The 25,864-nt window shown below is 65.7% G+C and carries 21 protein-coding genes; 8 read left to right on the top strand and 13 right to left on the bottom strand.

The genetic code is table 11. From position 1 onward, the window contains the following. Positions 1-120: 120 nt before the first annotated feature. On the top strand, positions 121-1,527 hold the full coding sequence (gltX, locus tag CEY09_RS22145; protein WP_088590294.1) for a glutamate--tRNA ligase: 1,407 nt from the start codon (positions 121-123) through the stop codon (positions 1,525-1,527). Positions 1,528-1,796: 269 nt separating this feature from the next. Here gltX and CEY09_RS22140 read toward each other — a convergent pair whose 3' ends face one another. The 3 genes from CEY09_RS22140 to CEY09_RS22130 all read right to left on the bottom strand — a co-directional run bounded on the left by CEY09_RS22140 (position 1,797) and on the right by CEY09_RS22130 (position 4,693). After that, complete coding sequence (locus tag CEY09_RS22140) at positions 1,797-2,999, bottom strand: MFS transporter (protein ID WP_088590293.1); 1,203 nt, start codon at positions 2,997-2,999, stop codon at positions 1,797-1,799. A 98-nt stretch (positions 3,000-3,097) separates the two neighbouring features. Then, complete coding sequence (locus tag CEY09_RS22135; RefSeq protein ID WP_088590292.1) at positions 3,098-3,604, bottom strand: hypothetical protein; 507 nt, start codon at positions 3,602-3,604, stop codon at positions 3,098-3,100. A gap of 189 nt (positions 3,605-3,793) precedes the next feature. Then, positions 3,794-4,693, bottom strand: a complete 900-nt coding sequence (locus tag CEY09_RS22130) for a LysR family transcriptional regulator (RefSeq protein ID WP_088590291.1) — start codon at positions 4,691-4,693, stop codon at positions 3,794-3,796. An 85-nt stretch (positions 4,694-4,778) separates the two neighbouring features. On the opposite strand from CEY09_RS22130, the gene CEY09_RS22125 reads away from it, so the two are divergent. Further along, positions 4,779-5,621: an alpha/beta fold hydrolase gene (locus tag CEY09_RS22125; RefSeq protein ID WP_088590290.1), complete on the top strand. Its 843-nt coding sequence runs from the start codon at positions 4,779-4,781 to the stop codon at positions 5,619-5,621. A gap of 81 nt (positions 5,622-5,702) precedes the next feature. After that, on the top strand, positions 5,703-6,668 hold the full coding sequence (locus CEY09_RS22120) for a Bug family tripartite tricarboxylate transporter substrate binding protein (RefSeq protein WP_088590289.1): 966 nt from the start codon (positions 5,703-5,705) through the stop codon (positions 6,666-6,668). Between the two features lie 67 nt (positions 6,669-6,735). Here CEY09_RS22120 and CEY09_RS22115 read toward each other — a convergent pair whose 3' ends face one another. Beyond that, positions 6,736-7,185 (bottom strand): Lrp/AsnC family transcriptional regulator, encoded by a 450-nt coding sequence (locus CEY09_RS22115; protein WP_006226671.1) that lies wholly within the window; start codon positions 7,183-7,185, stop codon positions 6,736-6,738. Between the two features lie 130 nt (positions 7,186-7,315). On the opposite strand from CEY09_RS22115, the gene CEY09_RS22110 reads away from it, so the two are divergent. The 5 genes from CEY09_RS22110 to CEY09_RS22090 all read left to right on the top strand — a co-directional run bounded on the left by CEY09_RS22110 (position 7,316) and on the right by CEY09_RS22090 (position 17,190). Then, positions 7,316-10,822, top strand: coding sequence for an indolepyruvate ferredoxin oxidoreductase family protein (locus CEY09_RS22110; RefSeq protein ID WP_088590288.1), 3,507 nt, complete (start codon positions 7,316-7,318; stop codon positions 10,820-10,822). Between the two features lie 302 nt (positions 10,823-11,124). Continuing rightward, the gene (locus CEY09_RS22105; protein WP_006226669.1) at positions 11,125-14,055 is read left to right on the top strand and encodes a ribonucleoside-diphosphate reductase subunit alpha; all 2,931 of its coding nucleotides are present in this window, start codon (positions 11,125-11,127) and stop codon (positions 14,053-14,055) included. A gap of 21 nt (positions 14,056-14,076) precedes the next feature. Then, positions 14,077-15,276: a ribonucleotide-diphosphate reductase subunit beta gene (locus CEY09_RS22100; RefSeq protein ID WP_088590287.1), complete on the top strand. Its 1,200-nt coding sequence runs from the start codon at positions 14,077-14,079 to the stop codon at positions 15,274-15,276. A 423-nt stretch (positions 15,277-15,699) separates the two neighbouring features. Continuing rightward, a complete protein-coding gene (locus CEY09_RS22095) occupies positions 15,700-16,413 on the top strand; it encodes a histone H1-like DNA-binding protein (protein WP_088590286.1) in 714 nt (237 codons plus the stop codon). Between the two features lie 216 nt (positions 16,414-16,629). Next, a complete protein-coding gene (locus CEY09_RS22090; RefSeq protein WP_088590285.1) occupies positions 16,630-17,190 on the top strand; it encodes a YggT family protein in 561 nt (186 codons plus the stop codon). Between the two features lie 32 nt (positions 17,191-17,222). Here the strand turns inward: CEY09_RS22090 and CEY09_RS22085 are convergent, their stop codons facing one another. The 9 genes from CEY09_RS22085 to prmA form a co-directional block, all read right to left on the bottom strand. Next, positions 17,223-18,668, bottom strand: coding sequence for a D-alanine--poly(phosphoribitol) ligase (locus tag CEY09_RS22085; protein WP_088590284.1), 1,446 nt, complete (start codon positions 18,666-18,668; stop codon positions 17,223-17,225). Between the two features lie 16 nt (positions 18,669-18,684). Further along, a complete protein-coding gene (locus CEY09_RS22080) occupies positions 18,685-19,812 on the bottom strand; it encodes an MBOAT family O-acyltransferase (protein WP_088590283.1) in 1,128 nt (375 codons plus the stop codon). Between the two features lie 7 nt (positions 19,813-19,819). Further along, positions 19,820-19,972: a hypothetical protein gene (locus tag CEY09_RS22075; RefSeq protein ID WP_006226663.1), complete on the bottom strand. Its 153-nt coding sequence runs from the start codon at positions 19,970-19,972 to the stop codon at positions 19,820-19,822. Next, on the bottom strand, positions 19,969-21,156 hold the full coding sequence (locus CEY09_RS22070; protein ID WP_088590282.1) for a D-alanyl-lipoteichoic acid biosynthesis protein DltD: 1,188 nt from the start codon (positions 21,154-21,156) through the stop codon (positions 19,969-19,971). The genes CEY09_RS22075 and CEY09_RS22070 overlap by 4 nt, the downstream gene beginning before the upstream one ends. Beyond that, positions 21,134-21,373, bottom strand: a complete 240-nt coding sequence (locus CEY09_RS22065; RefSeq protein ID WP_006226661.1) for an acyl carrier protein — start codon at positions 21,371-21,373, stop codon at positions 21,134-21,136. The genes CEY09_RS22070 and CEY09_RS22065 overlap by 23 nt, the downstream gene beginning before the upstream one ends. Positions 21,374-21,811: 438 nt before the next feature. Continuing rightward, positions 21,812-22,315, bottom strand: a complete 504-nt coding sequence (locus CEY09_RS22060) for an outer membrane lipoprotein (protein ID WP_006226660.1) — start codon at positions 22,313-22,315, stop codon at positions 21,812-21,814. 203 nt (positions 22,316-22,518) lie between these two features. Next, on the bottom strand, positions 22,519-23,460 hold the full coding sequence (locus CEY09_RS22055; RefSeq protein ID WP_006226659.1) for a carbohydrate kinase family protein: 942 nt from the start codon (positions 23,458-23,460) through the stop codon (positions 22,519-22,521). Between the two features lie 12 nt (positions 23,461-23,472). Then, positions 23,473-24,912 (bottom strand): DUF3426 domain-containing protein, encoded by a 1,440-nt coding sequence (locus CEY09_RS22050; protein WP_088590281.1) that lies wholly within the window; start codon positions 24,910-24,912, stop codon positions 23,473-23,475. A gap of 23 nt (positions 24,913-24,935) precedes the next feature. Further along, complete coding sequence (prmA, locus tag CEY09_RS22045; protein WP_006226657.1) at positions 24,936-25,862, bottom strand: 50S ribosomal protein L11 methyltransferase; 927 nt, start codon at positions 25,860-25,862, stop codon at positions 24,936-24,938. Between the last annotated feature and the right edge of the window lie 2 nt (positions 25,863-25,864).

Genomic DNA, 25,864 nt, shown 5'->3' with positions numbered 1-25,864 from the left:
GCGCTTATCGGGCCCTAATCTAAAATACCGTTCATCGTAACAAGACAATCCCGTCGTCCGCTTGATGTGGACCCTGCCTGACGCCGCTTTGTGGCGCCGCAGCCGCTATCATTGCCACCTATGACCTCCAACGCCTCCTCCCCCATTCGTACCCGTTTCGCGCCTTCGCCCACGGGCTTCCTGCACTTGGGCGGCGCGCGCACCGCGCTGTTCTCCTGGGCCTTCGCGCGCCATCACCAAGGCACCTTCGTGCTGCGCATCGAAGACACGGACGTTGAACGCTCCACGCCGGAAGCGGTGCAAGCCATCCTGGACAGCATGGAATGGCTGGGCATGCAGCCCGATGAAGGCCCCTTCTACCAGATGCAACGCATGGACCGCTACCGCGAAGTGGTCGCGCAGATGCTGGACGCCGGCACCGCCTACCTCTGCTACAGCTCGCCCGAAGAAGTGGAAGCCATGCGCGAAGCCGCCCGCGCCCGCGGCGACAAGCCGCGCTACGACGGCACCTGGCGCCCGGAACCGGGCAAGACGCTGCCGGCCATCCCCGACGGCCGCAAGCCCGTCGTGCGCTTCAAGAACCCCCAGGAAGGCGCCACCTCCTGGAACGACATGGTCAAGGGCACGATCAGCTTCGACAACACCGAACTGGACGACCTGATCATCGCGCGCCCGGACGGCACGCCCACGTACAACTTCTGCGTGGTGGTCGACGACTGGGACATGGGCATCACGCACGTCCTGCGCGGCGATGACCACGTCAACAACACCCCGCGCCAGATCAACATCCTGCGCGCGCTGGGCGCGACCCTGCCCGAATACGGCCACGTGCCGATGATCCTGGGCCCGGACGGCGAAAAGCTGTCCAAGCGCCACGGCGCGGTCAACGTCATGGAGTACGACAACGACGGCTACCTGCCCGAGGCCATGATCAATTACCTGGCCCGCCTGGGCTGGAGCCACGGCGACGACGAGCTCTTCTCGCGCGAGCAGTTGGTGTCGTGGTTCGACACCAAGCACCTGTCGAAGTCGGCCTCGCAATGGGATCCGAAGAAGCTGAACTGGGTCAACGCCCACTACATCAAGCAGATGGACAACGCGGAACTGGCCGAACGCGTGGCCCCGCGCGTGGCCAACCGTGGCGGCCATCCGGAAAAGATCGACCTGCCGGGCGTCATGGGCCTGCTGAAGGACCGCGCGGAAACGCTGGAGCAACTGGCTGACGGCGCCATGCTGTTCTGCGCCGAGTTCAAGCCGGCTGCGGCCGAGCTCGTCGAACAGCACCTGACCGCCGCGGCACGCGAAGCACTGGCCGATTTCGCCCAGCGCGCCCAGGACACCGACTGGACCCGTGAAGCCATCTCGGCGCTGATCAAGGCCGTGCTGGCTGACCGCGGCCTGAAGATGCCGCAACTGGCGATCCCGCTGCGCGTGGCCGTCACCGGCCAGACGCAGACGCCCGCCGTTGACGCCGTGCTGGCCCTGCTGGGCAAGCAGACCGTGCTGGCCCGCCTGGCCGCAATCTGACGCCGAGAGGAGGGTTGGCCGGGGGCTGGCATGGCGTTATCCGGTAGGATGGGTGGAGCGCGCGCGTCTTTGCGCAAGAAGAACGCTCTCGAACGCGCGCAACCCATCAAGCGACCGTCATTTCATAGCGAAATGGAAGAGGCATTGGGGCACTGCTTGATGGGTTGCGCGCGCTGGATATCGGTGTTCCCGCCATTACCCTCCGCGCGCTCCACCCATCCTACAGCCTCTCAGCCGGGGCCTCCATCACCCCCATCCCCCCGCCGCCGTCAGCCGCCGGCCTGAATCGCCGCCCGCGCCTTCAGCGCCCGCGCGAAGAATGCGCCCAAGAGCGGCAGCAGCACGGCAGATCCGCCGAACAGCGCGGCGGCGCCGATCTCGTCGACCACCGCGCCCGCCAAGGCCACGCCGGCCGCCTGCCCCATGAACAGGCAGGACGCGAACCAGGCCACGGCGGTGCCGCGCGCCGACGGCACCATCTGCGTCGCGTTGGTCTGCAGCGTGGCGTGCAGCAGGTAATAGCCGAAGCCGGCCAGCACGCTGGCAAGCAGGCTCCACATCCAGACCGGCCCCAGCAGGTAAGACAGGAACGCCACGCTCAGCACCAGACCACCCGCGATCGCCAGGCCGCGTTCGCCCAGGCGCTTCAAGATGCGGCCCGCCACCACCGTATAGATCAGGCCGCCCACGGCGTACACCGCCACCAGCGCACCGGCCGCGGTCAGAGAAATATCGAAGCGTTCATGCAGATACGACGGCGCGAACGCCAGGGCGCCGAACACCAGCAGGCCTTCGGCGAAGACCGTCGCCAGCACGATACGCGCCCACGGCGTGCCCAGCACCAGGCGCGCCTGCGCCACGAAACCTTTAGTGCCGGCCCCCGCCTCGACCCGGCCGAAGCCCGAGACCTGCTGGCGCCGCACTTCCAGGTGCAACAGCACGCCCACGGCCAGATACCCCACGACCAGCGCGGCAAAGGCCCAGCGCCAGCCGATGGTGTCGGCGAACAGTCCGCCGGCCAATTGCCCGGCCGACATGCCCAGGATGGTCCCGGTCAGGAAACGCGCCAGCGTCGCCTGCCGGCGTTCGTAGGGCACGTTGTCGCCAATCCAGGCCATCGACAGCGGCACGATGCCCGCCCCCGCCGCGCCCGACAGCGCGCGGCACAAGACCAGCACATCCAGGGACTCGGCCATGACGGCGCCCGCGCTGCCCAGTGCGCAGGCCACGGTCGCCACGCTGACGACGCGGTACTTGCCATAGCGGTCGCCGACGGGTCCGAAGAACATCTGCAGCACACCGTAGGCGACGGCGAACGCCGTCACCGCGCGGGCGGCCTGCCCGGTGGTGGTGCCGAATTCCGCCGCCAGTTGCGGCAGCATGGGATCACAGATGCGGAAAGCGCTGGCGCTGACGAAAGCGGCCAGGGCAAGCAGCGCGATGGCGCGTGCTTCGGAGGACATGGCGGGCATGGAGGTCCGGCGGCGAGGCGAAAGTCGAAGCCCGCACCTTACCGCAGCCCGGCCGTCTTGGCGAAGCCGCCGGGCGGAGTGTCCGCCCGGCGCAACGCTTAGTAAGGCAGTCGGTAGCCCGGGGGCATGCGGCGCGCGGTCACGACCTGGCCGCCGGTCTTCAGTTCGCGCAGCGTCAGCTTGGTCTTCTCGACCTTTTCGACGCGGTAGCGGTTCAGGTAGATCGGGTCGTTGGCGTCCACCAGTTCGCCGGCGGATTTGGTGGTCCGCATCGTGTAGATGCCGTCTGCCACCGTCCAGCAACCGGTCTCGCGCAGGGCGGGACGCGCCTTGCGGCCGATCTTCAACAGGGTTTCATAGGCCATCGTGCCATCGGCGGACAACACGATCAGCGATTGCAGGTCGCCACTGACGTCGCGCGGCTTGCTGTTCGACAACCACGTGCCGATCATCGGATCGCCGCTTTGGGCGGGTACGCAAGCCACTGGCTTGGGCGGTTCCGCGGGCTGGGCGTCTGTGATAACGGCGGGCTTCCTGGCGACGCAACCGGCCAGGACCAGAACGGCGCAGGCGATGCCGGCCGAACGCAAATACACACTGCTCATGTCTTCCTCAACACGTCTGTCGACGCGCCGCACCGATCACACCGGCACGTCCTTCGCGCAGCAAACATGACGCACTCTAAAGAGCCGCTTGGGAAGAATCAACGACGATCCGCGCGGAGTGCAATTGCGCAACAGTCGGGCGTTCAAAGCCCCGGGTTTAGCCCTGGAAAGCGCACGAATGCGTTGGTTTCAAGCGACACTGCGGCCGCCCCGCACCGCTTTGGCGCGCAGCATTTCTTCCATGCGCGCGGCCGCCGGCGAGAGGCTGCGCCCCGCCAGCCGCGTGATGCCCAATTCGCGTTCGATGCGCGGCCGCGACAGCGGCACGAACGCCAGCCCGGGCGAGTCCGGCGGCACTCCCAGCCGCGCCAGCACCGTCACGCCCACGCCGCGTTCCAGCATGGCCAGCAGCGACATCATGTTCGACACGAACACCTGCCGGTCCAGCATGAAAGCGGCCTGCGGATAGCCGGCAAGCTGCCGGTGCGCCACGGTGCCCACGAGCGGCAGACCCGCGATCTCGCGCCACGTCACCGACTTGCGCCCGGCCAGCGGATGGCCGCGATGGCAGACCAGGCCGAAGGCGTCGCGCAGCAGCGGCTCGAAGGTCAGGCGGCGATCCTGCAACACCGGGCTGCACACGCCCAGTTCGACCTCGCCTGCCAGCACCATGCGCTCGACGCCTTCGGAGTTGTCGTCGAACAGACGCAACGCCACCGCCGGGTAGCGCTCGCGGTAGGTGGCCACGAGTTCGGGCAGCCAGTGCGTCGCCACGGTGGCCACAGAGGCCATCGTCAGCGTGCCGGCGCCGTTGTTGGCCAGCCCGGACAGCGCGCCCGCCACGCGGTCGTGATGCTCGACCAGTTCGCGCGCCAGCGGCAGGCAATCCTGCCCGAAGCGCGTGAGCGTGTTGCGGTTGCCGCGTTCGAACAGCGGCTGGCCCAGGCGCTGCTCCATTTCACGGATGGACAAGGACAACGCCGGCTGCGAGCGGAAGGCCCGGGCGGCCGCCGCGCGGAAACTGCGCAGCTCTGCCACCAGCAGGAAATGCCGGTAGTGCGTGATGGACAGGTCAGGCAGGGATCGCATCGGGCAGCTCGATTTGGAAAACTTATTGAATCATAGGAAAAATAAAGTTTTCTGATCATAGGGGCGCACTTAAGATGGCCGCAAGATGAACGCTGCCTCCCCCACTTCCGCCCCCATCACCACGGACCCGCTGGATTTCAGCCTGGCCGACCGCCTGCCCGACCGCGCCGCGGGCCAGGGCCGCCTGATCGTCGGCGCGCTGCCGCAAGACGGCCGGCCCGGCCTGCTCTTCGTGCCGGGCGCCTATCACGGCGCCTGGTGCTTTGCACACTATCTGGACTACTTCGCCGCGGCCGGCCTGGCCTGCGCGGCGCTGGACCTGCGCGGCCATGGCGCGCTGCCCCAGGACGCGGCGTTTGCGTCCACCACCATCGCCGACCTGGGCCTGGACGTGGCCCACGCGCTGGATGCGCTGGAAGGCCCCACTGTCGTGGTGGGCCACAGCATGGGCGCGTTGCCCGCCTTGCTGGCCGCCCGCCAGCGGCCCGTCGCGGGCGTGGTGCTGATGGCGCCGTCACCGCCCGGCGACCTGCCCGGCGCGCTGGCCCTGCCCCCGGTGCCAGACGCCGTGCCGCGCACCGCCCCTGCCCCGGCCGAAATCCGCGCGCGCTTTCTGGCGACCTCGCCCGACCGCGATGTCCGCGCCGTCACGCAACGCCTGTGCGCCGAAAGCCCGCAAGTCCTCAACGACCGCTACCTGCTGCGCGTGGCGCTCGGCGACGCTTCTTTCAACGTGCCTGGCCTGTGCCTTGCTGCCGGCCTCGACACCCATGACCGCCATCCGCCCGGGCAGGACCAGGCGATCGCGCAACGCTATGGCTTTTCCCACGCCGTGCTGGCCGAACAGCCGCACTGCATGATGTACGCGGACCAATGGCAAATCAGCGCCGCCGCCATCCTGGCGTGGCACCGCGAGCAGTTCGGCTGAACCTTCATTCCCACGCAGTAACGCCAAAACAACGACACATGACCGCGCAAGCACGCGGCCAAGCGCAATCAGGAGACAAGCATGTCCATTCCCCGTTTTCTTCGCCCGGCGCTGTTCGGCGCCGGGCTTGTCCTGGCCGCATCGGCCCACGCCGCAGGCTGGCCCGAAAAGCCCGTGACGATCATCGTGCCGTCCGCGCCCGGCGGTGCGGCCGACCTGACCGCGCGTACGTTCGCCCAATACCTGGGCGAACAGACCGGGCAGACCGTGATCGTCGAAGACCGCCCCGGCGCCGGCGGCATCGTCGGCACCAATGCGTCCAAGAACGCGGCGGCGGACGGCTACACCTTCCTCTTGTCCACGAACTCCACGCACGCCGCCAACCAGTTCCTGTACAAGAGCCTGCCCTACGACGCGCAAAAGGACTTCCAGCAAGTCGGCATGCTGGGCACGTTCGGCACCGTCGGCGTCGTAGCGCCCGGCAGCCCCTACCGCACGGTGCCCGAGCTGGTGGACTACGCCAAGAAGCATCCCGGCGAGGTCTTCTTCGGCTACTACAGCTCGTCCTCGCAAGTGCCGTCGGAACTGTTCAAGCAGCGCGCCGACATCAACATCACCGGCGCGGCCTACAAGAACATCACGCAGATCATCACCGACCTGCGGGGCAAACAGATCAGCTTCGCCTTCGTGGACTACCTGACCGCGATGGGCCAGATCGACGGCAAGGGACTGATCCCCATCGCTGTCACCGGTGCACAGCCGCACGCGGCCTGGCCCAGCGTGCCGACCATGGCGGCCTATTACCCGGATTTCGTCGTTGCCGGCTGGCTGGGCCTGTCGGCCCCCGCGCACACGCCGCCGGACATCGTGGCGAAGATGAACGGCTACATGCAGGCGGCAGTCAAGGATGAAGCCACGGCGAAGAAGCTGCGCGCCTTGGGTCTGACCCCGGAATCGATGGATGTCGCGCGCTTTGACGCCTTCGTGAAGGAAGACACGGCGCGCTGGAAGGAATGGATCCGTATTTCCGGCATCCAACCCCAATAAACCGCTGCGACGGCGGATTTCCGGCTACAAACATTGCGCCCTCTATATATAGAGGGCGCAATGCGCATCACAGCGGCAGGCGCTGTTCGTGCTTGATCTCGCGCAGCGCCACGATGGTGCGCGTCTGGCGGATGCCTGGCATGTTGAAGAGGAACCGGTGCAGGAACCGGTCGTAGGCCTCGGGGCTTTCCACCAAGATCTTCAAGAGGAAGTCCGAATCGCCCGTGACCGCATAGCACTCCAGGATTTCGGGGGCATCGCGCACAGAGCGTTCGAAATTCTCGACCGTACTGGAGGAATGCCGCTCCAGGCTGATCTGCGCGAACATGCATCCCAGCCCCACCTTGCTGCGGTCCACCTGTGCGCTATAGCCCTGGATGACCCCGCTGGCCTCCATTGCCTTCACCCGCCGCCATACCGGTGCGGCCGACAGGCCCACCTTCTCCGACAACTGCTGCGCCGAAGCCCGGCCGTCCTCCTGCAAGGCCTTGAGGATGCCGATATCGGTCTTGTCCATCGCTTTGTCTCCTGGTTTTTGTCGAACACGAAATGTTCATTGCGTATTATAGGGATAGCACGATCCGAAAACGCAATAAATCGAATGCTCCGCGAACCTATCATGGTGCGAAATACCAGGAGCATTCACTATGGACGGCACTCCCGCCCCCGAACCCCAGCTGGACCTTGAGTACCAGCTTGCCGACAACCTCACGCGGGAGTCCGGCCGCATCTTCCTGACCGGGACACAGGCGCTCGTGCGCATCATGCTCACGCAGGCCCGGGTGGACCGCGAACGCGGCCTGAACACGGCCGGTTTCGTGTCGGGCTATCGCGGGTCGCCCCTGGGCGGCGTCGACATGGCGATGTGGAAGTCGAAGAAGGCGCTGGACGCCAGCAAGATCTCCTTCCTTCCCGGCATCAACGAAGACATGGCGGCCACCGCCGTCATGGGGACGCAGCAGGCCGGCGTGCGCGCCGACCGCAACGTCGATGGCGTCTTCGCCATGTGGTACGGCAAGGGCCCGGGCGTGGACCGCGCGGGCGACGCCCTGCATCACGGCAACGCGGCGGGCGCCTCGCGCAACGGCGGCGTGCTGGTGGTGGTGGGCGACGACCACACCGCCGTGTCGTCATCGATCCCGCACGCCAGCGAAGCGTCGCTGATCGGCTGGCAGATGCCCATCGTGCATCCCACGTCCATCGACGAATACGAGACCTTCGCGCTGTGGGGCTGGGCGCTGTCGCGCTATTCCGGCACCTGGGTCGCGTTCAAGGCCGTGTCCGAGACCATCGAAAGCGGCCACTCGTTCACGCCTGCCGCCGTGCACGCCTACGACATGCCCGCCGATCCGGACATGCCGCCTGAAACGCTGGAGTATTCGGCGCGCGACTTCCTGTCGCTGGCCGTCGAAACGCGCATGAACCTGCGCATGAAGGCCGTGGCCGCGTTTGCACGCCGCCACAGCATCGACCGCCTGACCTGTCCCGCGCCCCGCGCCACCGTGGGGATCGTGACGGTCGGCAAGGCGCATCTGGACACGATGGAAGCGCTGTCGCGCCTGGGCGTGGACACCGTCACCGCCAATGCGCCCGTGCGCATCTACAAGCCCGGCCTGACGTGGCCGCTGGATGGCGAACGGCTGCTGGACTTCGCGCGCGGCCTGTCGCACATCCTCGTGATCGAAGAAAAAGGCGCGGTCGTCGAAAGCCAGATCAAGGACCTGCTGTTCAACCGGCCCGACCGCCCGTCCGTCATCGGCAAGAAAGGCTTCGACGGCGAAACGATGGTGCCGTCGGCGGGCCAGTTGCGCCCGTCGCTGCTGGCGCAGCCGCTGGCCGGCTGGCTGACCCGCACGGCGGGCCTGCCGCTGGCCGCGGACCTGGCGGCGTTCGAGTGCCAGGCCGCGCTGTCCAACGACGCCGACGGCATGCGCCGCCGCCCCTATTTCTGTTCGGGCTGTCCGCACAGCACGTCCACCAAAGTGCCCGAAGGCAGCCAGGCGCTGTCCGGCGTGGGCTGCCACTACATGGCCGCCTGGATGGACCGGGACACTGGCGGCCTGACGCAGATGGGCGGTGAAGGCGTGGACTGGATCGGCTTGTCCCGCTACACCAAGATGCCGCACATCTTCCAGAACATGGGGGAAGGCACCTACTACCACTCGGGTTATCTGGCGATCCGCCAGGCCGTCGCCGCCGGCGCCAACATCACCTACAAGATCCTCTTCAACGACGCCGTCGCGATGACAGGCGGGCAGCCCGTGGACGGCCCGATCTCGGTGCCGCAGATCTGCCAGCAGTTGCGCGGCGAGAACGTGGCGCGCATCGTCGTCACTAGCGACGAGCCCGAGAAATACCAGGGCGTGGACCTGGGGCCGAACATCCGGGTGCACCATCGCCGCGAACTGGACGCGCTGCAACGCGAACTGCGCGAGATCCCCGGCGTGACCGTGCTGATCCACGACCAGACCTGCGCGGCCGAGAAGCGCCGCCGCCGCAAGAAGAACCAGTTCCCGGACCCGGCACGCCGCATGCTGATCAACAGCGCGGTGTGCGAAGGCTGCGGCGACTGCGGCGTGCAATCGAACTGCCTGTCGGTCGTGCCGCTGGAAACGCCGTATGGCCGCAAGCGCGCCATCGACCAGTCCAGCTGCAACAAGGACTACTCGTGCGCGGAAGGCTTCTGCCCCAGCTTCGTGTCCGTCATGGGCGGCAAGCCCAGGAAGAGCGCGGCGCCCAAGACCGACCAGGAACGCCTGCAACGCCTGATCGAACAACTGCCGCTGCCGGCCACGCCCGCGCTTGACCGCCCCTACCGCCTGCTCGTCGCGGGCATGGGCGGCACCGGCGTCATCACCATCGGCGCCATCGTGTCGATGGCCGCGCACCTGGAAGGCCTGTCGGCCGCGGTGCTGGACCTGACCGGCCTGGCGCAAAAGGGCGGCACGGTCGTCAGCCATATCCGCTTGGCGCCCGCTGGCGCGTCGGCGGGCCCCGTGCGCCTGGACTGGCAGCAGGCGGATGCCGCCATCCTGTGCGACCCGGTGGCCTCGGTGGCGCCGGATTCGCTGGGCGCGCTGCGCCGCGGGCACACCCAGGTCACCGTCAACACGTACGTGGCCCCGGTCTCCGACTTCACGCGCAACCCCGATGCCGCCATGCGCCCCGAAGCGCTGCTGGCCAAGATCCGCCACGCGGCGGGCGAAGCCAACACGGCCGCCATCGACGCGCACGAAGCCGCGCTGGCCCTGTTCGGCGACAGCATCCTGTCGAACATGTTCATGCTGGGCTATGCGTGGCAGCGCGGCGGCGTGCCGCTGTCGCAGGCCGCAATCAACCGCGCCATTGAACTGAACGGCGTGGCCGTCGCAGCCAATCGCGCCGCGTTCGACAGCGGCCGCCTTGCCGCGCATCAACCCGACGCGCTGGACAGCGCGCTGCGCCCGCGCGCCCAGGTCGTGCAGCTGCACGTGCCCGAGACCTTCGAACGCGCCGTCGCGCGCCGCATCGCGGACCTGACCGCCTACCAGGACGCCGCCTACGCCCGCGAATACCAGGACGTGGTCCAAGCCATCGCGGCCCGCGAACGCGAACTGGCTCCCGAGGCCAAGACCCCGCGCCTGGCGATGGCGGTGGCCCGCGGCCTGTTCAAGCTCATGGCCTACAAGGACGAATACGAAGTGGCGCGCCTGTACACGGGCGAAGCGTTCCAGGCGCAGCTGAAGGGCCAGTTCGAAGGCGACTACAGCCTGCGCTTTCACATGGCCCCGCCGATCTTCGCGCAGAAGGACCCGCGCACCGGCGTGCCGCGCAAGATGACGCTCGGCCCGCGCACCATGACCGCGCTGAAACTGCTGACCCGCCTGAAGGGCCTGCGCGGCACCTGGTTCGACCCGTTCGGCCGCACCGCCGAGCGCAAGATGGAGCGCGCCCTGATCGGCGAGTATCGCCAGACCATAGACCAGCTGCTTGTAGGGTTGACCCGGGACAAGCTCGCGCAAGCAGCTACAATCGCCGGCCTTGCAGAAACCATCCGCGGCTACGGCCACGTGAAGGCTGCGAACGTCGAGAAGTATCGGACGGAATTGGGTCGATTGATGCAGAGCTATACGGCACCGGCCCCGCGCGACATGCCCCTGCGGAAAACCGCATAAACATTCGCTCTGAGCGGTCCTGTCCTGGGCGCGCCTTACTGGGCGCGCCCAGTGCATTTAGTAACAATCTTTTGTGAGCTTCGTCATATCTTCTTCTTGTCCCTGTAGTTCTCGATCACTAGAATTAGTGTCCAACGAGGGGTGCTACACTATATGTTGTGGTCGCCTAAGCGCTGATTCTCGTCGGCCACGCCTTTTGGACTAGCCCGTCCAAGCGTTCCGACCCCCTCAAAAGATCCACATTCGTACCGGACATGACCGCCGTCATGTCGCTATCTACGCGTTTTCGCACAGGAGCTTCCATGCAGACTACGATCGCCTCTGTGACCCGGCCTTCGGCCGTGCCGCCCTCGCAAACCGATTCCCCTGCCGACGCCAATGGCGGGCAATGGGCCAGCTACAACATCATTCGCCGCAATGGCTCGGTGGTCGGGTTCGAACCCAGCAAGATCGCCATCGCCATGACCAAGGCCTTCCTGGCCGTCAACGGCGGCCAGGGCGCAGCGTCCGCGCGGGTGCGCGAGCTGGTCGAGAACCTGACGGGCCAGGCCGTCAATGCGCTGGTGCGCAACCGCCCCAACGGCGGCACCTTCCATATTGAGGACATCCAGGACCAGGTCGAACTGGCTCTGATGCGCTCGGGCGAGCACGACGTCGCCCGCGCCTACGTCCTGTACCGCGAGAAGCGCACGCAAGAGCGCGCCGCCGCCGCTGCCGCCGAAGGCCAGGACAAGGCCGCCGCTGCCCCGCAGGAACACGTGCTGAACGTGACCGATGCCGGCGTGCGCCGCCCGCTGGACCTGGCTGAACTGCGCGCGACCATCGTCGCCGCCGGCGAAGGCCTGGACGAATTCATCGACAGCGAAACCATCCTGAAGGAAACGGTCAAGAACTTGTACGACGGCATCCCCGTCGACGAAGTGTTCAAGTCCGCCATCCTGTCCGCGCGCGCACTGGTCGAAAAGGACCCGGCCTACAGCCAGGTCACCGCCCGTCTGCTGCTGCACACGATCCGCAAGGAAGTGCTGGGCGAAGAAGTGTCGCAAGACGGCATGGGCGCGCGTTACGCCGAATACTTCCCCACGTTCATCGCACGCGGCATCGAAGGCGGCCTGCTGTCGCCCGAACTGGCCAGCTATGACCTGACCAAGCTGGGCCATGCACTGAACGCCAAGCGCGACCTGCAATTCGGCTACCTCGGCCTGCAGACCCTGTACGACCGCTACTTCCTGCACATCCGCGGCACCCGCATCGAACTGCCGCAGGTCTTCTTCATGCGCGTGGCCATGGGCCTGGCGCTGCGCGAAGCCGATCGCGAAACGCGCGCCATCGAGTTCTACGAGATCCTGTCCTCGTTCGACTTCATGAGCTCGACGCCGACGCTGTTCAACTCGGGCACGCTGCACTCGCAGCTGTCGTCGTGCTACCTGACCACCGTCTCCGACGATCTGGAAGGCATCTACGACGCCATCAAGGAAAACGCGCTGCTGGCCAAGTACGCCGGCGGCCTGGGCAACGACTGGACCCCGGTTCGCGCGCTGCGCAGCCACATCAAGGGCACCAACGGCGAAAGCCAGGGCGTCGTCCCGTTCCTGAAGGTCGTCAACGACACCGCCGTGGCGGTGAACCAGGGCGGCAAGCGCAAGGGCGCGGTTTGCACGTACCTGGAATCGTGGCACCTGGACATCGAAGAATTCCTGGAACTGCGCAAGAACACCGGTGACGAACGCCGCCGCACGCACGACATGAACACGGCGAACTGGATTCCCGACCTGTTCATGAAGCGCGTCATGGAAGGTGGCGAATGGACGCTGTTCTCGCCGTCGGACTGCCCTGACCTGCACGACAAGGTCGGCCGTGCGTTCGAAGAAGCCTACGTCGGCTACGAAAACCGCGTTGCCAGCGGCGAGCTCAAGCTCTACAAGAAGATGCCGGCGCTGACGCTGTGGCGCAAGATGCTGTCGATGCTGTTCGAAACCGGCCACCCGTGGATCACGTTCAAGGATCCGTGCAACATCCGTTCGCCGCAGCAACACGTGGGCGTCGTCCACAGCTCGAACCTGTGCACCGAGATCACGCTGAACACGAACGAATCCGAAATCGCGGTGTGCAACCTGGGTTCCGTGAACCTGGTCGCGCACATGAAGCCGGCTGCCGGCGGCGGTTTCGAACTGGACCACGACAAGATCAAGCGCACCGTCAGCATCGCGATGCGCATGCTCGACAACGTTATCGACATCAACTACTACGCCGTCGAGAAGGCCCGCAATTCCAACGCGCGCCATCGTCCGGTGGGCATGGGCATCATGGGCTTCCAGGATTGCCTGCAGATGATGCGCGTGCCGTACGCGTCGCAAGCTGCGGTTGAATTCGCGGACCGTTCGATGGAAGCGGTGTGCTATCACGCCTACTTCGCATCGAGCCTGCTTGCCGAAGAACGCGGCCGCTATCAGTCGTACGAAGGTTCGTTGTGGTCGCGTGGCATCTTGCCGCAAGACACGTTGAAGATGCTGCGTGATGAGCGCGGTGGCCATGTTGAAGTCGATGAATCGAGCTCGCTCGATTGGGATACGTTGCGCGCGCGCATCAAACAGCACGGCATGCGCAACTCCAATTGCGTAGCAATTGCCCCAACCGCGACTATTTCCAATATCATTGGTGTATCTGCGTGCATCGAACCTACTTTCCAGAACTTGTACGTCAAATCGAATCTCTCCGGCGAGTTCACGGTCGTTAACGATTACCTCGTGCGTGACCTGAAGAAACTCGGTCTCTGGGACGAAGTCATGGTCGCCGACCTCAAGTACTTCGACGGCAGCCTGTCCCGCATCGATCGCGTACCTTCCGAACTCCGCGAACTCTACGCTACCGCGTTCGAAGTCGAACCGAGCTGGCTGGTTGAATGCGCGTCGCGCCGTCAGAAGTGGATCGATCAGGCTCAGTCGCTGAACATCTACATGTCGGGCGCATCGGGCAAGAAGCTGGATGACACCTACAAGCTGGCATGGCTGCGTGGTCTGAAGACGACGTACTACCTGCGTACCCTGGGCGCCACCAGCGCCGAAAAATCCACGGGCCGCGGCGGCGAACTGAACGCCGTCACCGCCGGTGGCCAATCCACGGCTGCGGCTGTGGGCGCCGCACCTGTTTTGCCGGAACCCGAAGTTCTCGGGGCGGTTTGCACCATGCGGCCGGGCGACCCCGGCTTCGAAGAGTGCGAAGCCTGCCAATAACCGCCTCCGGAGAATTGAATCATGATTAATTGGGAAGACGACACCCTCGCCACGCAACCTGCAAAAGCCCCCGCCCCCGCGGGTGGCGGGCAGGCTGCGCCCGAAGTCCGGGCGGCGACCGGTGTATTCGGCGACACCGCCATGCCCACGCCCGCCGCGCCTGAACACGCGGCCGGCCTCGCCGCGAGCGGCACCGCCACCTCGCAACGTGTAAAGGTTGCTGACAAGCGCATCATCAACGGCGAAACCGACGTCAACCAGCTTGTGCCTTTCAAGTACAAGTGGGCGTGGGAAAAGTATTTGGCCACGTGCGCCAACCACTGGATGCCGCAAGAGATCAACATGTCGCGCGACATCGCCCTCTGGAAGAACCCGAACGGGCTCACCGAGGACGAGCGCCGCATCGTCAAGCGCAACCTGGGTTTCTTCGTCACGGCCGACTCGTTGGCCGCGAACAACATCGTGCTGGGCACCTATCGCCACATCACGGCGCCCGAATGCCGCCAGTTCCTGCTGCGCCAGGCATTTGAAGAAGCGATCCACACGCACGCCTATCAATACATCGTCGAAAGCCTGGACCTGGACGAAGCCGAGATCTTCAACGCTTACAACGAAGTTCCGTCCATCCGCGCCAAAGACGAGTTCCTGATCCCGTTCATCGACGCGATCGCGGACCCCCACTTCAAGACGGGCACGCCCGAAGCCGACCAGACGCTGCTGAAGTCGCTGATCGTCTTCGCATGCTTGATGGAAGGCCTGTTCTTCTACGTGGGCTTCACGCAGATCCTGGCGCTTGGCCGCCAGAACAAGATGACCGGCGCCGCCGAACAGTACATGTACATCCTTCGCGATGAATCCATGCACTGCAACTTCGGCATCGACCTGATCAACACCGTCAAACTGGAAAATCCGCATCTGTGGACGCCGGAATTCCGCGAAGAAATTCGAGAACTCTTCCGCAAAGCGGTCGAACTCGAATACGCTTACGCCGAAGACACGATGCCGCGCGGCGTGTTGGGCTTGAACGCACCTATGTTCAAATCCTACCTGCGCTTCATCGCCAACCGTCGTTGCCAGCAAATCGGTATCGAACCGCTGTACCCGCAGGAAGAAAATCCCTTCCCGTGGATGGCGGAAATGATCGATCTTAAAAAGGAACGCAACTTTTTTGAAACTCGCGTGATCGAATACCAAACTGGTGGCACGCTGAGCTGGGAGTAAAAGCAGTTCGTCATCAAGCCCGACGCGGGCACGCTCCAGCAACACGGAGCGTCGCGTTCGCGACAGGCTTGATGGCGCTCTCCCTGGTCAGGGTGTTCTGCCGCCGGGCCGCCTCAAGGCAAAACACACCCCCTCGGGGGGCAGTAAGCCGAAGGTGCGGCTTGGGGACAATTTCGAACACGTAGAACAAGCGGTCGGCGGCCTGTGATCAGGCTGCGACCGGCGCCATTTGAAATGGCTCGCGCCAAAGGAGCGGGGGCCATATCAAATGGCTGTGCCGAATTCATTAGCGCAAACCGTAGTAGCTGTTGCTCGCACAGAACAGCGGCATGCGCCGATGAATAGCCCGGGCACGGTTCGCCTTGTTGGCGAGTCGGGGCACGGGTTTAAGTTCTGGGACCCCTGAACCTAAGGAGCATGACCATGGCAACAGCCAAGAAAGCCGTAAAGAAAGCAGCGGTGAAGAAGCCCGCCGCCGCCAAGAAGGCAGTCGCGAAGAAGGCCGCACCGGCCAAGAAAGCCGCTGTCAAGAAGGTAGCTGTCAAGAAAGTCGCCGCCGCCAAGAAGCCGGCAGTGAAGAAGGTTGCCGCCAAGAAGCCGGCAGCCAAGAAGGTCGTCGCCAAGAAAGCGGTAGCCAAGAAGGCCGTCGCCAAGAAAGCGGTAGCCAAGAAGGTCGTCGCCAAGAAGGCGGTTGCCAAGAAGGCCGTCGCCAAGAAAGCGGTAGCCAAGAAGGTTGTCGCCAAGAAGGCGGTTGCCAAGAAAGCCGTCGCCAAGAAAGCGGTAGCCAAGAAGGCCGTCGCCAAGAAGGCTGTTGCCAAGAAAGCGGTAGCCAAGAAGGCCCCCGCCAAAAAGGCCGCTGCCAAGAAGGCGCCTGCTGCCAAAAAGGCGCCTGCTGCCAAGAAGGCCGTAGCCAAGAAGGCCCCCGCTGCCAAGAAGGCTCCTGCTGCGAAGAAGGCTCCTGCTGCCGCCAAGCCGGCTGCTGCTGCCAAGCCCGCCGCTGCCAAGAAGCCTGCTGCCAAGAAAGCCGCTCCGAAGAAGCCCGCAACGCCTCCGTCGTCGACGGCTGCTGCCCCGGGCGCGAAGACCGCGCTGAACCCCGCCGCGTCGTGGCCGTTCCCGACGGGTGGCCGTCCGTAATCAGGACGGTTGAAGCCCTGGCTTCACCAGAGCCGCCCGGCATGCCGGGCGGCTTTTTCACGCCCGTCGGCAGTCACGACGCGGTGGCTTGTCGCCGCCCAGCGCCTCCACGACAACGCGTTTTCCCCAGAGGGGCCGCAATCGTGCAGAGGGTGTACAGCGTACGGGCAACTCCCATGCGACAATTGACTCCTTCTTTTTTCGGCGAACGCGTCCATGCTCGGTGATATCTTCCGCTTTCTCCTCGAAATCGTGTTCACGCTGTTTGGCGCGGCATTGATTGCCCGCGCCTGGATGCACGCGATCCGCCTTCACCCGTTCAATCCGCTTTCGCGCGCTATCTACCAGGCCACGAACTGGCTGGTGATGCCGCTGCGCAAGATCATTCCCGCCGGCAACAAGATCGATTGGACGAGCCTGGTCGCGACCTGGCTGGCCGCGCTGGCCTATATCGTGCTGATCTGGCTGGTGTCCATCGGCGCGCTGATTCCCGCCGCGCTGTTGCCTGCCGCCATGGGCTCGGCCCTGTTGATGGCCATCAAATGGGCGCTGAACCTGGTGGTGTGGCTGACGCTGATCCAGGCCGTGCTGTCGTGGGTCAACCCGACCGCTCCCATGATGCCGCTGCTGCAATCGCTGACGGCGCCCATGCTGGACCCCATCCGCCGCCTGCTGCCGCGCACGGCCATCGACTTTTCGCCGCTGGTGCTGCTGATCGTGGCGCAGGTGCTGCTGATGGTGCTGAACAACCTCAGCCAGCGCATGATGGGACTGTAAGACGGCGGGGCCTTGCGCCCCGCCCTTGATCGCTACGCCGGAATGCCGGCGTAGATCTCGACCAGCTTCTTGCGGTCGATCTTGTGGTTGTTCGACATCGGCAGCGCCGGGCACGCCACCAATTCAGACGGCACCATGTAGGGCGGCAGCCGCTGGGCCAGCCGCTCTTTCCAGCCGGCCAAGGCGTCCGGCGCCAAAAATCGCGCCTCTGCCGCTTGCGCCGCGCCCGCCACGAAACCAATCAAACGCACCGCCGTGCCGTCAGGCCGGCGCAGGACCGCGCACGCGCCGCCTTCCACGCCGGGCAGGCCGTGCAGGGCCTCGTCGATCTCTGCCAGTTCGATGCGGTAGCCGTTCAGCTTGATCTGGTCGTCCATGCGGCCGCGGCAGAACAGCAGGCCGCCCTCTTCCATCTGCCCCAGGTCGCCCGTGCGGAATGCGCGGCGGCCGTCGGCATAGGTGTAGAGCTTGGCTTCGTTCAGGTCGGGACGGTTCAGGTAGCCGCGCATCACGTGGTCGCCCACGATGCAGATCTCGCCTTCGTCCACGATCAGCACGCTGTCCGGCTTGGCATGTCCCACCGGCAGCGGGTCATGCGCGGCCAGGACGGCATCGGTGACTTCGATCCAGGTGGTCGCCACGGTGGCTTCCGTAGGGCCGTAGGTATTCAGGATGACGGCGCCGGGGAAACGCTGACGCAGCTTCTTGGCCAGCGCCGCAGGCAGCGGCTCGCCGCAGAAGAGAAATGTGCGCAACAGCGGCAAGGTCGCCGGCGAGAAGTCGCGGTTGGCCAGCTGCTGGTGCGCGAACGACGGGGTGGACACCCACACCGTCACGCCATGCTCGGCCAGGCGAGGCATCCAGGTGCCGGCGGACGCGATCTGTTCACGGGCGTTCAGCACGCAAGCGCCGCCCGAGGCCAAGGTGGCGAACACTTCATACATGGACAGGTCGAAGCTGAACGGCGCCTGGTTCATGAACACCGGCGCATCGCCCAATCCGAAGCTGCCCAGCATCCAGTCGCCCAGCAGGCCGACGCTTTCGCGGCCGATCTGCACGCCCTTCGGGTCGCCCGTGCTGCCGGACGTGAACATGACATAGGCCAGGCCGCGCTCGGCCAATTCGGCGCCCTCGCCCGGCGTGAACGTGCCGGCGGCGGCGTCGTAGACGGCGGCGGCGCGCACGATCTCGACGATGCGGCGCAGGCGCTCGGCCGGGTAGATGGTATCCACCGGCACGAACGGCGCGCCGATCAGCAAGGCGCCCACCATTGCGACGAAGAACGAGGCTTCCTTGTGGCCGTAGATGGCCACCGGCACATCCGGCGCCGCACCGTTCTTGCGGGCCTCGTCGGCCCAGGCGGCCGCTTCGGCGCGCAATTGGGCCCAGGTCAGGCTGCGGTCGGCGGCGGCCACGGCCAGCGCCTCGGGCGCCACGTCCGTGTCGACGAATTGGAAGGACTTCAGGTCGAAACGCATGCCGAAACTCCCGGCGTCAGATGGGGCTGCGGCCGCTGAACACGTACAGCGCCAGCGCGGCCAGAATCAAGGTAAGCACGCGGCCCAGGAAGCGCATGACGGGCTGCGCCAGGGCGGCCTGCAAGGCGGGGCGGGTGCGCGAGGCGTTGATCAGCAGGTTGTGGCCCACCGAATACGCGCCGAACATCAGGCCGCTGACGATGTAGTGCAGCGACAGGCCGTTCCACACGCCCATGGCCAGCAGCGTCGCGAAGATGCCGATGTTCTGCGCCGCCATGCGATGGCGGCCGAAGAACTTGGTTTTGCTCAACGCCTTGTAGATCGGCATGAACACGACGTCGCGCAGCCACTCCGACAGGCTGATGTGCCAGCGGCGCCAGAAGTCCTGCGGATTGAGCGTGGCCAGCGGATTGCGGAAGTTGATCGGCAGCGTGAAGCCGAACAGCATGCCGATGCCGATCGCCATCGTCGAATAGCCGGCGAAGTCGAAGAACAGGTAGGCGCTGTAGAGCGACGCGTTCAGCGCGACGCCCGTGAACGAGTAGTCGTGCGCGTCCAGCGTGGACAGGCCGTAGCGCCAGATCAGTTCGGCCAGACCGAACTTCTGAATCACGCCCAGCATGATCAGTTCCAGGCCGGTCAGCCACGTGCTCAGGTTCACGCCTTCGTAGCCGCGCTTCAAGTCCGCCTGGAAATTGCGCCAGCGGTACATCGGGCCAGCCAGCAGCGTGAGCGGAAAGAAGAGATAGATGAAGTAGTCCAGCGGCGACACGCGTTCGTTGCGCTGCGCGAAGAGCAGCACGTCGATGGCGCGGAAGGTCGCAAACGACAGGCCCAGCATGGCGCCCAGGTGCGATACGCCCGTCTTCACCAGCAGCAGCGGCGTCATCGTGATGATCACGGCGAGCCAGGTGGGAATGTAGTTGCGGCGCACGGCCCACAGCGCGCTGCCCGAAATGGCCAGCAGCGCAATGGGCTGATAGGGGCGCGCCCAGAACACCGCCATCCACACGCCCAGGCAGATCACGCCGATGATGTGGCGATAGCCGATGCGAAACGGCATGCCGAACGAACGGTACGCCAACAGGCCAAGGCCCCCGAACAGGGCCCCGCCGAAAAAGCTCAAGCTTGCGAACAATTCCATGGCGCGGTCAGAACTGTTGGTATTGGAATTCGACCTTGATCGGTCCGCCGCTGCCCGTGGTGGGCTGCGCCTGCAGCACGAACACCAGGATCACCCCGATGTACAGGCAAAGATGCCAAAAGAAGCGGCGCGCCGCGCCCTCTTTGCGAAAGAATTTCATCGGGAAAAGTACTCCGCAATGCCTTGGTCCGCCATCGCCCAGCCGAGTTCGGCCAGATGCATGTCGTCGCGCACCATGCCGGGTTCGAACGGGATGCTGTAGAGATCCAGGCAACCCATCTGATACCGCTGGCACATGCCCGTAATGGCAGCCACCACCGGGTCGAAGCGCTCGACGTCCAGGATGAGCTTGGGATTGAACGGCTGAATGACGAAATACGCCTTCACCTTGCGCTTTTGCAGCAAGGCCATGACGCGCGACAGGTCACCCAGTTCGGTGCGGGTGATGGGGTCCACGTCGGCGAATTCGTTGCGCGCTGGCGAATACAGCGACGCCAGGTACTGCTTGTAGTAGTCGTCGCGGACGTCGTAGGGGTTGTTGCTGCCCAGGCCGCGTTCGACTTCGCGCGCCTCGTGCGTCAGCCGCCCCCACTGCCCTTCGTTCAGGCGGGCGGACGACGGCCAGGCCACGAAGCGGTGCGCCGGCACGGACAGCTTGCTGCGCGGACGGTCAGGCGCGGGCTCTTTGCGGGCGTGCCACCACAGCGACAGCTTGTCCTTGAGCTCGGCCACCTGGCCATTGGCGATCAGCCACAGCAGTCCCCAGTTGGCGTTGTCGCTGATCCAGTTCTGCATCTGCTCGCGCGTGTTCGGCTGGTCCCACAGGCGGTCCCAGACCGGGCCCGTCACGTGTTCGGCGAACGCGCTGCGCGGCAGTTGGCCGCCCGAGGCGAACCAGGCGGGCGACACCATGATCACCAGCCGCGTGTTCGGCGTGAGCGAATCCGCAACGGACTCCAGCACGCTGACGATGCCGTAGGACTGGAACATGGCGTGGCCGTAGGCCAGCGTCGGCACCTTCAGCTCTTCGGGGAAGAAGCGGTAAGGCACGAAGCGCAGGTCATGGCTGGACAGTTCGGACGACCCCAGCACGACCAGCGTGCCATCGCTCAGGGCGTTGCCCAGGCGATTCAGGTTGACGTGCTGCGTGCCCCAGTCCGGTCCCAGGTTGGGCAGGTAGTTGCTCTTGTCGGCAGCGGCCGCAGCCGGGGACGACACCGGCGTCACGATGCGGCTGAGCAGGTCATCCGCGCCGCAGTACGCCCCGAACGCCAGTGCCACGGCGGTCGCGGCGGCCGCGACGTGGGACCACAAATGCGAATTACGAAGTATGGGCAGCGACATAGCCGGCAAGCGTGCGGACCGACTGGAGGTGCTCGGCGATCTCGGGAGCCGGGATGCTGCAACCGTACTCGGACTCGACGGCCAGCGTGATGTCCACCGCAGCCAGGGAATCAACCAGGCCAGTGGCAATCAACTGCGTATCGGGGGTGACTTTCTTCATGACGATCGACTCGACGATCTCGCCGATCTTGGTGTGGAGTTCTTGCTCGGTATGCATAGATAGTGCAGGTTGCCTCGTCGGCAAAACATCCCCATCCCCTGGGATTCAGGTAGACGAGAATACAGAAAAATGCTGAAGCTCAACTGACGGTTCCAGCGATTCAGACCGGCAGCAGGATGCACTTGGTTACATCAAAATCGAATCGCGATGCCGATCGCAGGCGCAATCATTGCACTTTGGCCGTTGAATCGCCATGAAACTTTTGGGGTAAATCGCGAGAAAAGGCTGGCAAACGTAACGCCTGCGGGTAAATCCCGGGTGCTGCGTTGCGGCGGAACGACAGATTTCGCCGTTTTCCTGGTCTCCGTTCGCCCTGCCCCCCATTTGCAGCGGCGGATTTTCGGGCAAAAACCCTATCCCGGAAAACGGAGCCGCCCCGCCGGCTCCAGGCGAAAAAAAAGCCCGCTTGCGCGGGCTTTTCGGCGGCCTGGCCGATTACATCGGCGTGACGCGGGTCGGGCCCGAGCCGCTGATCACCTGGACGCGTTGGCCCACGCTGACCGGCACGTCGGCTTCCTGGGCGACCACGCGGGTTTCGCCGTTATCCAGGCGTACGGTGATTTCGTAGCCGGAATTCTTGCCGACCTGGTTCTCCACGGCATTGCCCGCCAGTGCGCCCAGGATGGCGCCGCCAACGGTAGCGATGGTGCGGCCCGTGCCGCCACCGATTGCGTTACCCGCCACGCCGCCCAGTGCGCCGCCGGCCAACATGCCGACACCGCTGGATTTGTCGTTCTGGATCACGATCGGGCGAACGCCCGTGACCGTGCCGGTACGGACGATCTGCTCACGCTGGGCTTGGTCATAGCTATACACGCCGCTGGATGCGCTGCGATTGGCGCAGCCACCCAGGACAGCCATCGACGTCACGACGGCTGCGATGGCCAACCACCGGCCAGTACGCGGCGTCACCAGGGAAAGAGATTTGCTTTGGTTCATTTGGACTCCTCGATCGGGCACTGCCGACGATGCTTGATCATACTCCGGCCGGAAGTAGCGGCACTCCCAGCTGCAACACACTGAAACTCACAGCCAAAAGCGGAAAACAGCATCTGAATGCGGCGGCCGCCCGGCCGCCGTCCTTCGAAAACGCGATGGGTTCGACCGCAAACCCGCATCGCGGTTCCCGACGAGGCCAGCCATCAGGCCGGCAGATGAATGCCGTAGGTCGCGTGCAGCACGGCGTCGATATCCGCGCGCGACGGCGCGTGGTTCTGCGGACCGCGCGATGCGATCTTGATGGCGCCCATGACGTTGCCCAGGCGGCAGCTGTCTTCCCAGCTCCAGCCGCTGGTCAGGCCATAGAGCAAGCCGCCGCGCTGGGCGTCGCCGCAACCCGTCGGGTCGACAACCTGCGAGGCGCGCACCGGGGCGATCTGGATGGTCTTGCCGTCCGTGTACAACGTCGCGCCTTCGGCGCCGCGCGTCACCACCACCGCTTGAAGTGTGGAGGCGATGTCGGCCACGCTGCGGCCGGTGCGCTGTTCAACGATGCCCGCTTCGTAATCGTTGACGGTCAACGCCTGCGACAGTTTGAGCATGCGTTCCAGATCGGCACCGTCGAACAAGGGCATGGCCTGGCCCAGATCGAAAATGAAGGGGATGCCGCGGCGGTGCAGGCGTTCGGCATGGGCGAACATGCCTTCCTTGGCATCCGGGGCCACGATGGCCCAGGCGGCCTCGGCGTCGCTCAAGTCGTTTTCCGCGGCGAACGCCATGGCGCCCGGGTGGAAAGCGGTGATCTGGTTGTCGTCCAGGTCGGTCGTGATGAAGCACTGCGCCGTGAAGGTGTCAGGGATGACCTTGACCCGGCTGGTGTCGATGCCCAGGCCCGACAGGCGTTCCATGTATTCACCGGCGTCTTCGCCCACCGTCGCCACCGGCACGGGTTTGCCGCCCAGCAGGTTCATGGTGTAGGCGATGTTGCCGGAGCAGCCGCCGTATTCCTTGCGCATGCTGGGCACCAGGAAGGACACGCTGAGCGATTGGATGCGGTCAGCAAGAATGTGCTCTTTGAAGCGGCCTTCGAACACCGCAATCGTGTCGAACGCCATCGAGCCGCAAACCAGTACAGGGGTCGCCATGCTTGTCATCCTTTAAGGGAAGAATTTATCGAGTTGGTAGCCATTGACCTGGACACCGGTCACTTCAATGGGTACGGAAATCTTGAGCTCGCCAGCCGGGCCGAACGGGCCGCTCAACTGTTCGGGCGTCAGGTAGTTTTCGGGCATCAGCACTTTGCGCACGACCACCGTATCCGACAGGTCGGTCAGGTCCAGCACCAGGGCCGGCCAGTGCTGCGGCTTGTCGTAGCGGTTGCGCAGCACCAGGTTCAGCACCAGGCGGCTGCGGCCGTCGTCGATCGCGGCAGCGCCGGGCGGTGGCTGCAGCGACGACGAGGAAATCGCGATGCGCTCCAGGCGCCGGGCGTAACCGACCGTGCAGCCCAGCGGTTTGCAGGCGACGTCCAGCACCGGCCGCAGGACGGGTACGGAATTGGCGATGTCGGTGCGGTAGGCATATACCAGTTGCAGACCCAGCGCGATCAGGCCCAGCAGGCAGGCGTAGCCCCACACTTTGCGCAGGAGGCCGCGGCGCTCCTGCCGGTCCTGGTCCAGGAACTCGGGCGGGGCGCGGCCCACATCGGTGGCGCTGGAGTAGCGGGTACGCGTTTCACCCAGCACCGGCTCACGCGTGTCGTCGTCTTCGGGCTCGTCGTCGTAATCGCCGTCGTCGCGAATGCGGTGATGGCGGGTGCGCGGATCGACGGGGTCGTCGGCGCCGTCGTCGTCGTCGAGGTAGCGGTCATGTTCGTCATCACGGGCGTCATCGCGGGCGTCGTCGGCGGTGAATGACGGCTCGGCTTGGGCGGCGGCGCGGCGGCGGGCATCCCAATCGATGACGGGCTCGCTGTCGCGCGACGCGATGATGGGTTCACTGCGCAAGGGAGGCGCTACCGGCGGCTCCCAGCGCGGCGCGGGCGGGCGGGCGAAGGCGGCGTGGCGGTCACTGTCGCGCAGATCGCTGTTGTCTTCGCCTTCGTCCTCGGCATCGTCTTCGGGCAGGTCCGCCTCAGGCTCGGCGCGCTGGCGGATGGCTTCGCGCCCGCGCAGCACGGCCGGCGGCACGGCGGGCGCGGCCAGGGCGGGAGCTGGCGGAGCAGGAACGAAAGGAGCGGAAACGGAAGGAGCGGGAACAGACGGCGTGTAAACCGGCTCATCTTCCCACGGGGCGATCTGTCGCGGTGGCTCGGCTGACGGGCGCGATAGCGGCGGCGGTACGTCGGCAACCGGCGGCGGAACCACCGGCGTCGCCAGCACCGGCGCGGCGGCCGCTGCTGCGGGCGCCATCACGGGCGGCACGGCGGGTGCGGCGGGCGGCGTCGCCGGTACGCCGGCGTCCGGCAGCAGGCAGGCCCGGCCGTCGAAGACGGTCGAGCAGGCGCCGCAACGCACCAGGCCATTGCGGACCCGGAGCTGGTCAGGCACCACCTTGAACGAGGTGCCGCACTGGGGGCAGCGGGTGGTCAGAGCCATGTCGCGATCCTGCCGAACGGCGCTCAGGCCTTCTGGCCGTGCAGGCAGACCCAGCCGTCGCGCGCGCGCCAGACCGACATGGCGATCCAGGGCGCATACGCGGCGGCCACTTCTTCGGCCTGGCGTTCCAGCACGCCGGACAGCACCAGATGACCGCCCGCGGCGACGCGGCCAGCCAGCATCGGCGCCAGCACCTTCAGCGGATTGGACAGAATGTTGGCGACGACGACCTGGAAGGTGCCGTCCGCCAGCGCGTCCGGCAGCATCGCCTGCAGTTCAACGCCGTTGACCTCGGCGTTGTAGGCCGTGCTTTGCACGGCCTGCGCGTCGATGTCCACGGCCAGCGTCGGGCCCGCGCCCAGCTTGCGGGCGGCGATCGCCAGGATGCCCGAGCCGCAACCGTAGTCCAGCAAGGTGGCGCCGGCCGGCAGCTCGGCTTCCAGCCACGCCAGGCACAGGTGCGTCGTGGGGTGGCTGCCCGTGCCGAAGGCCAGGCCGGGATCCAGTTCGATATGAATCGCGCCGTCGCCCGTGGCGGCCGGGTCGAAACCGGGCACGTCGGGGCTGTCGCGGTGCCAGCTGGGCACGATCCACAGCCGTTCGGCGATGTGGATGGGGCCGAATTGCGATTGCGTCAGGCGCACCCAATCGGCGTCCGGGACGTCGCGCAGGCTCCAGCCGGCGAACAGCGCCGGATCCAGTTCGCCCGCCGCGGCGGCCTCTTCCATGATCTGCGCGGGATCGGCTCCGTCGGGCAGCAAGGCGACGACGCGGTTGCGGTCCCAGGCCTGCACATCGGGCTCGGTGCCGGGTTCGCCGAACAGGGGACGTTCGTCGTCGGTGCCGAAGTCGGCGTCTTCCACGGAGACGGACAGCACGCCCGCTTCCAGCAGCGCATCCGACAAGGCTTCGGCCTGCGCCTCTAGGCAATGGAGCACGAGTTCACGCATGA

It is taken from the genome of Achromobacter marplatensis (genome assembly GCF_002209535.1).
Lineage (GTDB): Bacteria > Pseudomonadota > Gammaproteobacteria > Burkholderiales > Burkholderiaceae_B > Achromobacter > Achromobacter marplatensis.
The sequence above is the reverse complement of the archived record's forward strand: the minus strand, read 5'-3'. Positions and strand labels throughout refer to the sequence as shown.

Coding starts and splice junctions, on each gene's coding strand:
- gltX (WP_088590294.1), top strand. CDS start 121: ATGACCTCCAACGCCTCCTCCCCCATTCGTACCCGTTTCGCGCCTTCG.
- CEY09_RS22140 (WP_088590293.1), bottom strand. CDS start 2,999: ATGCCCGCCATGTCCTCCGAAGCACGCGCCATCGCGCTGCTTGCCCTG.
- CEY09_RS22135 (WP_088590292.1), bottom strand. CDS start 3,604: ATGAGCAGTGTGTATTTGCGTTCGGCCGGCATCGCCTGCGCCGTTCTG.
- CEY09_RS22130 (WP_088590291.1), bottom strand. CDS start 4,693: ATGCGATCCCTGCCTGACCTGTCCATCACGCACTACCGGCATTTCCTG.
- CEY09_RS22125 (WP_088590290.1), top strand. CDS start 4,779: ATGAACGCTGCCTCCCCCACTTCCGCCCCCATCACCACGGACCCGCTG.
- CEY09_RS22120 (WP_088590289.1), top strand. CDS start 5,703: ATGTCCATTCCCCGTTTTCTTCGCCCGGCGCTGTTCGGCGCCGGGCTT.
- CEY09_RS22115 (WP_006226671.1), bottom strand. CDS start 7,185: ATGGACAAGACCGATATCGGCATCCTCAAGGCCTTGCAGGAGGACGGC.
- CEY09_RS22110 (WP_088590288.1), top strand. CDS start 7,316: ATGGACGGCACTCCCGCCCCCGAACCCCAGCTGGACCTTGAGTACCAG.
- CEY09_RS22105 (WP_006226669.1), top strand. CDS start 11,125: ATGCAGACTACGATCGCCTCTGTGACCCGGCCTTCGGCCGTGCCGCCC.
- CEY09_RS22100 (WP_088590287.1), top strand. CDS start 14,077: ATGATTAATTGGGAAGACGACACCCTCGCCACGCAACCTGCAAAAGCC.
- CEY09_RS22095 (WP_088590286.1), top strand. CDS start 15,700: ATGGCAACAGCCAAGAAAGCCGTAAAGAAAGCAGCGGTGAAGAAGCCC.
- CEY09_RS22090 (WP_088590285.1), top strand. CDS start 16,630: ATGCTCGGTGATATCTTCCGCTTTCTCCTCGAAATCGTGTTCACGCTG.
- CEY09_RS22085 (WP_088590284.1), bottom strand. CDS start 18,668: ATGCGTTTCGACCTGAAGTCCTTCCAATTCGTCGACACGGACGTGGCG.
- CEY09_RS22080 (WP_088590283.1), bottom strand. CDS start 19,812: ATGGAATTGTTCGCAAGCTTGAGCTTTTTCGGCGGGGCCCTGTTCGGG.
- CEY09_RS22075 (WP_006226663.1), bottom strand. CDS start 19,972: ATGAAATTCTTTCGCAAAGAGGGCGCGGCGCGCCGCTTCTTTTGGCAT.
- CEY09_RS22070 (WP_088590282.1), bottom strand. CDS start 21,156: ATGTCGCTGCCCATACTTCGTAATTCGCATTTGTGGTCCCACGTCGCG.
- CEY09_RS22065 (WP_006226661.1), bottom strand. CDS start 21,373: ATGCATACCGAGCAAGAACTCCACACCAAGATCGGCGAGATCGTCGAG.
- CEY09_RS22060 (WP_006226660.1), bottom strand. CDS start 22,315: ATGAACCAAAGCAAATCTCTTTCCCTGGTGACGCCGCGTACTGGCCGG.
- CEY09_RS22055 (WP_006226659.1), bottom strand. CDS start 23,460: ATGGCGACCCCTGTACTGGTTTGCGGCTCGATGGCGTTCGACACGATT.
- CEY09_RS22050 (WP_088590281.1), bottom strand. CDS start 24,912: ATGGCTCTGACCACCCGCTGCCCCCAGTGCGGCACCTCGTTCAAGGTG.
- prmA (WP_006226657.1), bottom strand. CDS start 25,862: ATGCGTGAACTCGTGCTCCATTGCCTAGAGGCGCAGGCCGAAGCCTTG.